Source organism: Reyranella sp. (assembly GCF_036558665.1).
GTDB lineage: Bacteria > Pseudomonadota > Alphaproteobacteria > Reyranellales > Reyranellaceae > Reyranella.
Map to the genome: position 1 here is coordinate 100,074 of NZ_DATBFE010000057.1, position 12,013 is coordinate 112,086.

Genomic DNA, 12,013 nt, shown 5'->3' on the forward strand with positions numbered 1-12,013 from the left:
CATGAACCGCGCTATTTGAAGCGCGGCATCACCTCCTCGCAGAGGAACTGCAGCGCGGTCATCACGCGCTCGTGCGGGATCAGACTGCCGGGATTGAGCTCGGCCAGGATGCCGTCGAGGCCGAGCTCGTCGCGCAGCTCCTGCAGCCTGTCGATCACGCTTGCCGGCGTGCCGACGATCATGCGTTCGCGCAACACGTCGTCGTACTCGATCGACTGCATCTTCGCCCCGCGCGCCGCCCGGTTCTCGATCGCTCGAGCACCCGACGCCGTGGCCGATGCGGCCAGGCGATCGCCGATATAGCGCAGCAGATGCATGATGCTCTCGCGCGGCTCCTCACGCGCGGCCTTCTCGGTTGCAGCGACATAGACCGGCACGCGCAAATAGACTTCACCGCGGCCGGCATGGCCCGCCCTGGCCCAGGCCGAGCGATAGTTCTTCACGTGCGGCGCGAGCTCGGAGAGATCGCCGGTGCGGGCGGCGATGAAGATCGGATGACCGAGTGTGCCCATCTCCTCGTAAGTGTCGGGGCTCGCCGCGGCGACCCGAATCTCCGGCCACGGCTTCTGCACGGGCCTCGGCGCCAGCCGCACATTCTCGTACGAGAAGTATTTGCCCTTGTGCGAGAAGCGCTCCTCGGTGAAGGCACGCTTCACGATCGCAAGTGTCTCGGCGAAGCGCTCGCGGCTTTCACCGTAGTCGACGCCGTAGGTCGCATAAGTATGGGCAAAGCCCGAGCGTCCGACGCCGAAGATCAGCCGGCCCTCAGACAGCTGATCGACGGTCGCGACTTCCTCGGCCAGCCTGAGCGGATGGCAAAGCGGCAGCACCTGGACCGCGGTGCCGATCTTCATGCGCCGCGTCCGCTCGGCGATGGCGGCGGCCAGGATCAGCGGCGAGGCGAGCACGGAACGCTCGGGAGCAAAGTGCAGCTCGGCAAGCCACATGGCGTCGAGCCCGAGACGCTCGGCGGCATCCACCTGGGCGAAGGATTGGCGAAACGCCTCGGCCGCGGTCGCGCCCGGCGGCTGCTGGAACTCGTGGAACATGCCGAATTCCATCGGCGTCCTCCCGGAGAAGCGGTCTCGGACAAGCATAGACCCCGGGACAGGTGATTCTCAAACCGCCACCGGGCTCCGTGATTCTTCCGTTAGAATGTTGCGATGCGGCAGACGAAATCGACAGCCAAAGGCGGGGCAATGCGCAATGTGCTGGCCGCGCTGACGCTCGCCGCCATCACCATCCCCGAGCAGATGGCGACGGCCAAGCTCGGCGGGTTCGAGCCGCAGGTGGGCTTTTACGCTTTCATCGGCGCAACCCTGGGGTTCGCGACGCTGGCCATCCTTGCACCCGGTGCGAGCCGCGTCCTGACAGCCGGCGCCGACAGTACCATCACGCCGATCTTCGCCGGGGCGCTGGCCTTGCTCGCAGCATCCGGTGCCACCAGCCTCCCTGCGGCGGCGGTCACGCTCGCGTTTCTGGTGGCGCTCGTGTTGCTGATTGCGGGACTCCTGCGGCTGGGCTGGATCGCCGATCTCCTTTCGACGCCGATCGTGACGGGCTTTCTGGTCGGCATCGCGGTGCATATCGCGGCCTCACAGCTTCCCGACGTGATGGGGCTCAAGGCGCCGGACGACAATCTATTCGACCGGCTCTCCACGCTGACGCGCACCGCATCCGGCAGCAATCCCTGGTCGGTCGCGATCGGCCTTGGCGCGCTGGCGCTGACTTTCCTGGCCGAAAGGTTCAAGCCGCGATTGCCGGGCGCACTGATCGCCATGGCGCTTGCGAGCATGGCGGTGATCGGCTTCGGGCTCGAGCGCAAGGGGGTTGTGGTATTGGGTGTGCTGCCGGACAGCATGCCGATGCCCATCGTGCCCTCGCTGAGCTTCGACAGCTTGCGTACGCTGGTGCCGCTGGCCCTCATCGTGGCGCTGATCGTGATGATGCAGACAGCGGCCGTAAGCCGCTCGTTCGCGGACCAGGGCGCCGAGATCAACGTCAATCGTGACTACCTTGGCCTCGCCTTCGCCAATCTTGGCGCAGCCCTGCTCGCCTCCTTCCCGGTCAATGCGAGTCCGCCGCGGACCGCGGTGGTTCGCGAGACGGGCGGCACCTCCCAGGCCGCGGCGATACTGGCGGCCGCGATGGTCTCCGCCGTGGCCCTGGTTGGCGGAAGGTTGCTGGCCCATGTCCCCCAGGCGGCTCTCGCGGGCGTGCTGCTGTTCGTCGCCATCCGCATCGTGCGCATCGACGTGATCGTGGCCGTGGCGCAGCAGGCACCCGGAGAGGCCGCGCTGATCGGGCTGACGGCGGCCGCGGTGATCGCGCTGCCGATCCCGACCGGCGTCGCGGTCGGGATTGGACTCTCGCTGCTGCATGGCGTCTGGATCGCAACACAAACCCGGGTCAGCGAGTTCAAGCATGTGCCTGGCACGACCATCTGGTGGCCCGCCACCGCGGCAACCCCGAAAGGCGAAGTGGTGGACGGCGTCCTGGTCGCAGGCTTTCCAGCGTCACTCGTCTTCTCCAACGCCCAGCCATTCCGGCGTGGCATGCTGGCCGCAATCGCCGGGCGTCCCTCGGTCCGGCTGGTCGTGCTCGAGGCCGGCGGCATCGCCGCCATTGACTACACCGGCGCACAAGCGCTGCGCGAACTGGTCGAGGAGTGCCGCGCACGCGGCATTGATTTCGCCATGGCACGACTCGAATCGACACGCGCCCACGAAGCGCTCGAGAAGTTCGGTCTGCTGGCCGTTCTGGGCCGCGAGCGCCTGTTCCTCAGCGTGGCGGAGGCGATCGCAAGCCTCCACGGGGAAACCGACCGCAAGTCAGTGTAGCGCCGTCCCGATGAGCGGCGCCGTTCGCAGCTGTTCGCGATACTGACGCACGAGCGCGGAGAACCGGCTCATGTCGCGACCGGTGAGATGCCTGCGGATCGAGGCACGCTGGGTCAAGGGATTGACGGGCCGGCCGCGGCGGTGGAATTCGTAGTGCAGGTGCGGACCGGTCGCCAGACCGGTCGCACCGACGAAGCCGATCACCTGGCCCTGCTTGACGCGCACGCCGGGCCGGATACCGCGGGCCAGTCGCGACATATGCCCGTAGGCGGTGGCGACAGTGGCGGTGTGCCTGAGCTCCACATAGAGGCCGTAGCCTCCATAGTAGCCCGCTCTCACGACCGTGCCCCGGCCGGCGGCGAGGATCGGCGTGCCCTTAGGAGCGGCAAAATCGACACCCTCGTGCATGCGGCTGTAACCCAGGATGGGATGGCGCCGCATGCCGAAGGGCGAACTGATACGAGAGGCGTCCATCGGCGTGCGCAGGAAGGCGCGCACCACGCTATCGCCATCCGGTGTGTAGAACTGGCGCGCACCATGCTCGGGCTTGAAGGCAATCACGGTCGCCGTACGCTTGGCGAGATCGAGCTGGCCGGCCAGCAGATGGCCGGCGCGCGCAACGTGTCCGTCGTCGGTCACGCCCTCCTCCAGGAGTAGGGCGAAAGACGCGTCATGCCTCAACTCGCGCTGAAAATCGACGCCGTAGGACAGCGCCTTGATGAACTCGCGCAGGGCCGCCGCCGGTGCACCGGCCTTCACGCCACTTGCCAGCAAGGAGCCGATCCGGTGGGTTGCGATGCGCACGATGCGCGGCCGCACTTTGTAGACTTTCGCCTCCCCGCCGTACGAGCCGTCTTCCTGCCGCGTGACGATGTATTCGCGCTCGGCTTGCGGCCGTACCTGCAGCTCCAGCACCAGCGGCGCATCGCCAGCATCGGCCGGAAGCTGCAACGAAAGCCGTAGCGTCTCGCCCGCGGCGAGGCTTCTCTTCTTCAGGAGAGCGTCGAGCGCGTCGACGATCGCCGCGCGATCGGCATCGACCACACCGATGTCGGCAAGAACGCCGTCGAGAGTCTCGCCGCGCTCGAGCCGGACGATCATTTCGTACGGTTGGTCGAAAAGCGCGGCCGGCGCGTCCTGTTCCGCTTCGGCCAGCACTGGCTGGAATTCGGCCGTGGTGGGCGGCGGCGGCGGTTCGTACCACTCGATCTCGGGAACAGCCTGCATGCGCTCGGCGAGCGAGAGCTCGATGACGACTGCAGGTGGGCGCTGACGCAGAGCAAGAACCGCGCAGACCGCGGCCATGATCAGGAGAAGGCAGTGAACCGGCCAGGGCAGCGGCGCAATGGCGACGCGATGGCGATCTGGCCGGCCCAACGGATGAGAAGAAACCGTCATCACCACGAATTGTTGAGGACCCGTTGCACAGGTCACGGATTAGAGGTCGGAGGGTGCGAGGCTGATTAGCATCATCCGACGTGCACTGTCGCCGGGCGGATGCGCGCAGCGCCACTATCAGTCCATCATGCTGAGGACGGCGCCGTAATGCAGGGCTGCGCCGACCAGCACGAAGCCGTGCCAGATGGCATTCTGGAAAGGCAGCGCGCGCCACAGATGAAAGACTACGCCTATCGTGTAGATCAGACCGCCGGCGCCGAGCAGGGCCAATGTCGTGGTATCCATGGCCTTCATGAGGGGACCGATGGCGACGAGACCGATCCAGCCCAAGCCGAGATAGAGCGCGACGGAGACCGGCTCGATCCAGCGCGGCTGCAGGAGCTTGGCAAGGATACCCAAGGCAGCGGCGGCCCAGATCACACTGGTGAGCACAGCCGACCACACGCTTTCCAGCCGAAGCACCGTGAACGGCGTGTAGGTGCCGCCGATCATGGCGAAGATCGCGGCATGGTCGAAGCGTTGCAGCCAGGCCCGCAGCCTGCTTTTGCCAAAGATATTGTAGGCGGCGGAACAGACGAACATGGCGACCAGGCCCGTGGCATAGATCGCGATCGGCCCTACGCTGCCCGACCTGTCGTTCAGCGTCGCGAGCACCACCAGCGCAATCGCGGCCGGCAGGCCAAGTCCCACCCCAAGCGCATGCACCACCCCGTCGGCCACGAGTTCACGCGTACTGGGCAGGCGCGGGATGCCACCTATTTCTTCTGTCATCAGCCGCTCCAGGATGATCGCCGAGAGGATACGCTCCAAGACGAATCGTCATCCCGCGGGCGCGACAAGATTTCCGTGACCCACAGGCTGCGTGCGCAAAGCCGGATGACGTGGTCAGCGCGCAATGGCGCGGTCGAAGCGTCGGCGCTGCCTGGGGCATCGTTGTTCTCATGGCCAGGAGAGATTGAACTTGGCCGTGATCGGTGCCGGCATCGAGGTCCTGTTTGACCTGCTGTCCGGCCCGGAAGCGGAGACCAAGTACGGCGCGCCGTATCTGCTCGCCCATCGCGGCGAACTGCATGCCGCGCTCGCCAGCGCCGTTCCCAATCGGCGTGACCTGCGCCCCGGATGATGGACATCTGCCTGAAATCGCCGCCGACTCAGTCACCGGGAGGCAGCCCGCTCGCTCGCGAGCGCGTTGTGCTTCGACGCGAACGACAGAAGGAGGAGGACAATGATGCGCATCCCCTGCACGCTTGCCATCGCCGCCGGCCTCACCGTCATCGGCAGCAGCCCGATCGCCTTCGCCGCGGACAACGATCAGCCTCCCGGCACGGGCACGATCGAGCGCAATGGAGCCGCACGGCCGATGGACCATCAGGGAGTGATCCGTCCATCGGATCGCGACACCCGGGACCGCAACCAGGCGGAGGTGCCGGGCACACGCGACAATCCCGCCATCGATCGTGACAAGAGATTCGACCGGCACCATGATCGCCCGGGCGGCGCCATCAACCCGGACCGTGACAGCGATCCGCACGAGAAGATGCACTGACCTGAGCCTCGAGCAGACTAATTTCACGGTCCGGTCGATTGCCGGGCCGTGGAATTGGCCATCGCGCGGCCGTCGCGATAGGCTGGGACATGCCGCTCACACGCAAAATCCTGCTGATCCTGGGAGTCCTCGCCGCGCTGACGGGCCTGGTGTGGATGGGCCAAGGCAGCGGGTATTTCCCCTATCCCAAAACGAGCTTCATGATCGATCAAAGACCGTGGATCTGGATCGGCCTCGGACTGGCGTTGGCGGGCGTGGTCGCCATCGCGGTATCGCGGCGCCTGCGCTGATCGCCATGCCGCCTTTCGACTTCCGCCGTGTGCGCGACGATGATTTCGGCTTTTGCTGGCCACTGTATCGAGACGCATTGCAGCCGCTCAGTGTCGGCCTCTTCGCGTGGGACGATGCCGTGCAGCAGCAGCACGTGCGCCAGGCGCTCGCCGACGAGGGCGCGTCGGTGCTCATGGCCGAAGGCGGCGACGCCGGCTGGCTGCACTGCACCGAAACGCGATTCGCCATTCATCTTGGCCACCTCTATCTCGTGCCGGAGAAGCGCAACAAGGGACTCGGCACCGGCTTCCTGACCTGGATGAGCGATCGCGCCCGGCGCAAAGGCAAGGACTTCACCCTCGACGTGATGAAGAACAATCCGGCTCGGGCTCTATACGAGAGGCTCGGCTTCCGGCCGATCGGCAGCGCTGCCCACACCATCACCCTGCGGCTCTAGGACCTTCGACGGTTCAAGCGACCTTTGATGTTCCGCGAATTTGCGGTCGCACTGAGATTGGGCCGGCCGCTACGATGGGATGATCGCCAAGAGCGGGCACAATGCATAGAATATGGAACCCGAAACGGGTAATGGCGTTACGGGTTGCATAAGACCACGGAGGCAGCGCCATGGTGACAGCGGAAGGTCTTGGCACGCTTTCTGCGGCTGAGCACGGGACCCAGCTGCGCAGGGCGGTCATTGCCGCAACAGTCGGCACGACCATCGAGTGGTACGATTTCTTCATCTACGGTACTGCGGCCGGTCTGGTCTTCGGCAAGCTCTACTTCCCCAACGAGGATCCGCTGACGGCGACGCTTGCAGCCTTCGGGACTTATTTCGTCGGCTTCGTCGGCCGGCCGATCGGCGCCGCCATCTTCGGCCACTACGGCGATCGCATCGGCCGCAAGGCGACGTTGATCGCGACCCTGATGTGCATGGGCCTTGCTACGTTCGCCATCGCTCTGGTGCCGACGTACGCCTCGATCGGCATCTGGGGCGCGGTCATCCTCACCATCCTTCGGGTGATCCAGGGCATCGGCGTCGGCGGCGAATGGGGCGGCTCGGTCCTGATCTCGATGGAATGGGCGCGCAACCATGGCAGCCGCGGACTGGTGGCGTCATGGCCGCAGTTCGGCGTGCCGGCGGGCCTCTTCCTCTCCAACCTGGTGATCCTGGGATTCAGCGCCTGGGCGGGCCAGTCCTTCCTCGATTGGGGCTGGCGCATTCCCTTCCTGCTGTCGATCATCCTGGTGGGCATCGGGCTCTGGGTCCGGCTTGGCATCCTCGAGACACCGGTGTTCCAGAAGCTGGTGTCCGAGCGCAAGATCGAGAAGGCGCCGATCGCCGAGGTGGTCCGCCGCCAGCCGCGCGAGATCCTGCTGTCGGCGCTGCTGCGCATGGCCGAGCAGGCGCCATTCTACATCTTCACCGCGTTCGTCTTCGCCTATGCGACGACCACGCTCAAGATGTCACGCGACTTCGTACTGACCGCCGTGCTCTGCGCGTCGGTCCTCTCGTTCGTCACCATCCCGCTTTGCGGCCACATCTCCGACCGCATCGGGCGCCGCAAGATGTACCTGATCGGCGCCGCCGTGACCGGCCTGTTCGGCTTCCTCTATTTCGGCATGATCGACACCGCGATTCCGTCGGCGGTGTTCATCGCCATCGTGCTGTCGCTCATTCCGCACGACATGATGTACGGGCCGCAGGCGGCCCTGATCGCCGAGGCGTTCACACCCAGGCTGCGCTACAGCGGGGCATCGCTGGGATATCAGCTTGCCTCCATAATCGCCGGCGGCCCTGCGCCCCTGATAGCCACGGCATTGTTCGCCGCCTACCACACCGGCTATGCGATCGCGATCTACATCGCCGCCTGTGCCGTCGTGAGCCTGATCTCGGCCGCGCTGATGCCGGACTATACGGGCAAGGACATTTCGGCCGAATACGACGGCAGTCAGTGACGGTGCCGGAACGAGCTTTGGCGCAAGCGTTGCGCTACGATCCGCGTCGTGCCTGCCAAGAAGGTCCTGATCGCTGGCGCCACCGGCCTTGTCGGCTACGCCACCCTGAAACTCTTCGCACGCGACGAACGATGCGAAACCGTCGCCGTGTCGCGTCGCCGGCCGGATCAGACTTTCGGCGCACGCTGGTTCCGACTCGATCTCGATGATGAAGGCGCCTGTGCAGCGCTTGCCGCCGAATTCGACGGTGTGACGCATCTCGTCTATGCGGCCCTTTACGAACGGCCGGGCCTGGTCGCGGGCTGGCGCGAGAAAGAGCAGATCCGGACCAATGACCGGATGCTGCGCAACCTGTTCGGCGTGCTCGAGCAGGCATCTTCCGCCTTGCGCCATGTAACGCTCCTGCAGGGGACCAAGGCCTATGGCGTGCACGTGCGGCCGATGCTCGTGCCGGCGCGGGAGAATCGTTCGGAGCTGCACGAGCAGGCCAACTTCTACTGGAACCAGGAGCACTTCATCCGCGAGCGTCAGCGGGGCGCGGACTGGAGCTGGTCGATCCTGCGTCCCGTCCTGATCGTCGGCGATTCGGTCGGCAGCGCGATGAACGTCATCCCCGCCCTCGGGGTCTACGCGGCGATGGCGCGGCAAGCGGGAAAGAAGGTACTCGACTATCCCGGAGGAGCGGGGCGGGTGGCGCAGGCCGTCGACGCCGATCTCCTGGCGCGCTGCATCGCCTGGTCGGGCGAAGCGCAGGCGGCCCGTAACGAAATCTTCAACGTGACCAACGGCGACGTGTTCGTCTGGCCGAACATCTGGCCCGCCATCGCGCGTGCGCTGGGCTTCGGGGCGGGCGCGCACGCGCCCTTATCGCTCGACCGTGAGATTCGTCCGCGCGAGGCGGATTGGACTGCTATCCGCAACGCACACGGGCTTCGATCGGGACCGCTCAAGGAGTTTGTCGGGCTGTCGTTCGAATATGCCGACTATACCATGGGCCACGGCCGCACCGAGCCCGGTCCGCCCGCACTCGTGTCGACCATCAAACTCATGCAGGCCGGATTCCACGACGTCATGGATACCGAGGTCATGTTCGCCAAGGCCTTCGCCGAGATGCAGGCGAAGAGGCTCCTGCCGCCGCCTTGAGATCGGCCAGGAGCCAAGTCTCACACCGTCATCACCAGAACCGACCTTGCCGTGAGTATGCCGCGCGGGCCTTCAGTGCCTTCTTCACGAGCTTCGGCCGTTTCGCCTCGCCCCAGTTCACCAGCGCTCCCATCGCCGGGGCAAGATCCAGACGGCCGTTGTCCGCAAGGTCGACGACACAACGGGAAGCCGTCTCGAGATCGTTCAACGCGCCCAGCTTCTTCTGCAAGGCGTTGCAACGCTTGACGTAGCGCTGTGCCTCTGGACCGAACAAGGCATCCAGATACTCGATGCCATAGCGCAGCTTTTTGACGCTCTTGCGCAGCGCATGAAGGCTTGCCGGATCGTCGGCGTCACTTCGATCGAGGCGCCTGGCGACTTTGCGCTCCAGCCGACCGAGCAAGTTGCCGGCAACGTCCTTCATCGACAGGGTCGACACGTGCGGCGTCAGCGCGGCCTCTGCGCAGCCGCTCCAGGCGCGAAAGGAGAGCACGAATCGCGCGAAGGCGGGCTCGGCGATCGCCTTCTTGACCGCCTGGTGGGCCGCATGTCGCTTCTCCTCGGCTACCTGTCGCAACGACTCCATCCAGCCATGGTCAAGGCCATGTACGTGAGCCTTCGGCAAAGTTTCCTCGACAAAGGCGTCCCAATCGCGCGCCGTACCCAGGCAATCGCCAAAGCGGCGCAACTCGTCGGTGAAGCGTCGACGGTTGTTCTGCTCGACCAACGGCGCAAAAAGGAGCAGGAGCGAACGCAGGCGGCGAACGGCCACCCGCATCTGGTGCACGCCTTCAGTCTGCTCCCCGCGCAGAGCTGCCGGCTGGTTGGCGAGCAGGTGCTCGAGTGCGGACCCGGCGAGACGGGCGAAGCCTTCGGCGGCCGAGGCGCGAGGAGCGACAACGACTTCGGCAGCCTTGTGTGCTCCGGAGCCGTGGCCATCCTGCAAGCGATACCCGTGGTCGGCCCTTCTCTCGATCTGCAGGGACAGCGGCGCCGCCTGCACGAATTCGAGACCGAGCCGCAGCAAGGCCTCCGGCGGCCCTTCCTTCAGCTCGAGCTCGAGCTCGCTCAACGGCTCGGTCTGTCGGCCGGCGACGATCACCCCGTCGTCGAGCGCGAGTTCCACACGGACGCCATTTGCCGGATGCAGAACTTGCGCGCTGCGCCGCACTTCGGTGCAGAAGACAGGCTGCAGGTCAGCGTGGCCGCCCGTCAGCGCCGCCGACAGGCCGGGCACTTCATCGAGGCGCTCCAGTTCCAGATCGGCGCCGGCGATGGTCCACTCCCATTCCTGGCGTCGCAGGCCCGACCCGTTGCCGGCGGCCTTGATCGTCTGCACATATTTTCCGTCGTCGCCGGCAGGACCACGACGGTGCCGGATTCTCAGGCTGAATCCCGCCCGGCGCAGCGCGACATCGGAGGTATCGAAATAGATCGTGCGATCGGTGTGCGCGGCGGTGGCCTCGGTGGCATTGCGATGCAACGCCACATGGTGCTCGATGATGCGGCGCGCTTCGGGTGAGAGGGCGAACTTGAGCTCGGTCTCCATCAGGATGGAACGCGCGCAGGGCCTCGGGGTTACCTTGGTGCCGGCGACCGCGAGGCTCACGAAAGAACGGGCCCGGCAAGCGGTCCGCAAACCGCCCGCCGGGCCCGACGCCCCCTCGAGCTATCTCTACTTTTCGAGCGCCTGGCTCCCAGCGCTGCCATCGGCCTGTGGCTGGACCTTTGCCGGAACGTCCAAGCCGAAGAAGACACTCGGCAAGGTTGCTGTAGCAACGCTGGTCACGGCCACATAGAGAAGGCCCGCGATCGCCAGCTTGATGGACCAATGCAGCAGGAAGCGCATCAAGACCTCCGAAACCAGGCACAGGGTAGTTTCGGCGGCTGCGCACATACAGCACGGGATCGTATCAATTGTTGTGAAGGCCTCGGGGCCGGCTGGAAAAGGCCATGCGCACGTGTTCGGCCAGATCGCCCGCAGCGGGCCCGAGCCCGGGCGGCGCATAGAGGTTGATGCGAAACTCCGGCAATGGCGGAAGCTTCGCTTCACGGCCGAGAATCTCGAAACGTTCCGGCACCGAAGAGCGCAGCAAAGGCGCCACCGCGAGGCCTGCTTCCAGGACGGCATAGACCGGCTCGAGGCGGCTCACCTCGCAGACCGGACGCCAATCGCGCCGCGCCTTGCCGAGGGCCTCGATCGCGACCGGGCGAAAGACGCAGGTTGGTGCCCCAAGCGACACCGGCAGGGGATCCTTGAGATGCGCATCGCCGCCGGCCGCTCCGACCCATACCAGCCGGTCGGTGCGCAGGGTCTCGCCGTGGCGGCCACATTCGGTTTCGGTCGTGAGCGCGAGATCGACGCCGCCCGAGCGCAAAGTGGCGCGCACCACACGTGAATCCTCGCAGACAAGACTAACCCGCACACGCGGCTGCACCTTTGCAAAGCCACGCAGGATCGGCGGCACGATGCTCGCGATGATGTCGTAAGGCACGCCGAGCCGCACTTCGCCCTCGAACGGAGGCGTGTGCATGGCCGCCAGCAACTCGTCGTTTTGCACCACCATGCGCCGCGCCTGCGCGAGTAGCCGCTCGCCTGCCGGCGCCAGGGCGAGCCGCCGTCCCTCGCGCTCGAACAGACGCGACTCGAGCGCCTCTTCCAGTCGCCTGATCTGCTGCGATACAGCGGCCTGGCTGATCCCCAGCGCCGCCGCGGCGTGCGTGACCCCGCCTGTTTCCACCACGGTGAGAAAGGCGCGTAGCAAGGCGACATCGAGGTTGCGAGGCATGCGCCCAACATAAGTGTTACCGAACGATCATATCCAGAACATTCGATATTCTTATTAAGAGCCCTCGG

General features: G+C 65.8%; 13 protein-coding genes. 7 read left to right on the forward strand and 6 right to left on the reverse strand.

Going from position 1 to position 12,013, the window contains the following annotated elements; all coding sequences use genetic code 11:
• Positions 1 to 11 precede the first annotated feature (11 nt).
• A complete protein-coding gene (locus VH499_RS08370) occupies positions 12 to 1,061 on the reverse strand; it encodes an LLM class flavin-dependent oxidoreductase (RefSeq protein WP_332052251.1) in 1,050 nt (349 codons plus the stop codon).
• Positions 1,062 to 1,163: 102 nt separating this feature from the next.
• Here VH499_RS08370 and VH499_RS08375 point away from each other — a divergent pair, with 102 nt between their 5' ends.
• Complete coding sequence (locus VH499_RS08375; RefSeq protein ID WP_332052252.1) at positions 1,164 to 2,840, forward strand: SulP family inorganic anion transporter; 1,677 nt, start codon at positions 1,164 to 1,166, stop codon at positions 2,838 to 2,840.
• Here the strand turns inward: VH499_RS08375 and VH499_RS08380 are convergent.
• Together VH499_RS08380 and trhA are read right to left on the reverse strand one after the other, a co-directional pair.
• The gene (locus VH499_RS08380) at positions 2,832 to 4,238 is read right to left on the reverse strand and encodes a peptidoglycan DD-metalloendopeptidase family protein (protein WP_332052253.1); all 1,407 of its coding nucleotides are present in this window, start codon (positions 4,236 to 4,238) and stop codon (positions 2,832 to 2,834) included. The two genes, VH499_RS08375 and VH499_RS08380, sit on opposite strands and share 9 nt — an antisense overlap.
• A 117-nt stretch (positions 4,239 to 4,355) precedes the next feature.
• Positions 4,356 to 5,009, reverse strand: a complete 654-nt coding sequence (gene trhA / locus VH499_RS08385; protein WP_332052254.1) for a PAQR family membrane homeostasis protein TrhA — start codon at positions 5,007 to 5,009, stop codon at positions 4,356 to 4,358.
• Between the two features lie 190 nt (positions 5,010 to 5,199).
• Here trhA and VH499_RS08390 point away from each other — a divergent pair, with 190 nt between their 5' ends.
• The 6 genes from VH499_RS08390 (at position 5,200) to VH499_RS08415 (ending at position 9,156) form a co-directional block, all read left to right on the forward strand.
• A complete protein-coding gene (locus VH499_RS08390) occupies positions 5,200 to 5,361 on the forward strand; it encodes a hypothetical protein (protein WP_332052255.1) in 162 nt (53 codons plus the stop codon).
• Between the two features lie 102 nt (positions 5,362 to 5,463).
• The gene (locus tag VH499_RS08395; RefSeq protein WP_332052256.1) at positions 5,464 to 5,784 is read left to right on the forward strand and encodes a hypothetical protein; all 321 of its coding nucleotides are present in this window, start codon (positions 5,464 to 5,466) and stop codon (positions 5,782 to 5,784) included.
• An 89-nt stretch (positions 5,785 to 5,873) separates the two neighbouring features.
• The gene (locus VH499_RS08400; protein WP_332052257.1) at positions 5,874 to 6,074 is read left to right on the forward strand and encodes a hypothetical protein; all 201 of its coding nucleotides are present in this window, start codon (positions 5,874 to 5,876) and stop codon (positions 6,072 to 6,074) included.
• A gap of 77 nt (positions 6,075 to 6,151) precedes the next feature.
• On the forward strand, positions 6,152 to 6,511 hold the full coding sequence (locus tag VH499_RS08405; protein WP_332052258.1) for a GNAT family N-acetyltransferase: 360 nt from the start codon (positions 6,152 to 6,154) through the stop codon (positions 6,509 to 6,511).
• A gap of 170 nt (positions 6,512 to 6,681) precedes the next feature.
• Positions 6,682 to 8,013 (forward strand): MFS transporter, encoded by a 1,332-nt coding sequence (locus tag VH499_RS08410; protein ID WP_332052259.1) that lies wholly within the window; start codon positions 6,682 to 6,684, stop codon positions 8,011 to 8,013.
• Between the two features lie 48 nt (positions 8,014 to 8,061).
• Positions 8,062 to 9,156, forward strand: a complete 1,095-nt coding sequence (locus tag VH499_RS08415; protein ID WP_332052260.1) for an NAD-dependent epimerase/dehydratase family protein — start codon at positions 8,062 to 8,064, stop codon at positions 9,154 to 9,156.
• Positions 9,157 to 9,187: 31 nt separating this feature from the next.
• On the opposite strand, the gene VH499_RS08420 is transcribed toward VH499_RS08415, so the two are convergent.
• The 3 genes from VH499_RS08420 to VH499_RS08430 form a co-directional block, all read right to left on the reverse strand.
• Positions 9,188 to 10,765, reverse strand: a complete 1,578-nt coding sequence (locus VH499_RS08420) for a CHAD domain-containing protein (RefSeq protein ID WP_332052261.1) — start codon at positions 10,763 to 10,765, stop codon at positions 9,188 to 9,190.
• 66 nt (positions 10,766 to 10,831) lie between these two features.
• Positions 10,832 to 11,005: a hypothetical protein gene (locus VH499_RS08425; RefSeq protein WP_332052262.1), complete on the reverse strand. Its 174-nt coding sequence runs from the start codon at positions 11,003 to 11,005 to the stop codon at positions 10,832 to 10,834.
• Between the two features lie 64 nt (positions 11,006 to 11,069).
• Complete coding sequence (locus VH499_RS08430) at positions 11,070 to 11,945, reverse strand: LysR family transcriptional regulator (RefSeq protein WP_332052263.1); 876 nt, start codon at positions 11,943 to 11,945, stop codon at positions 11,070 to 11,072.
• Positions 11,946 to 12,013: the final 68 nt, after the last annotated feature.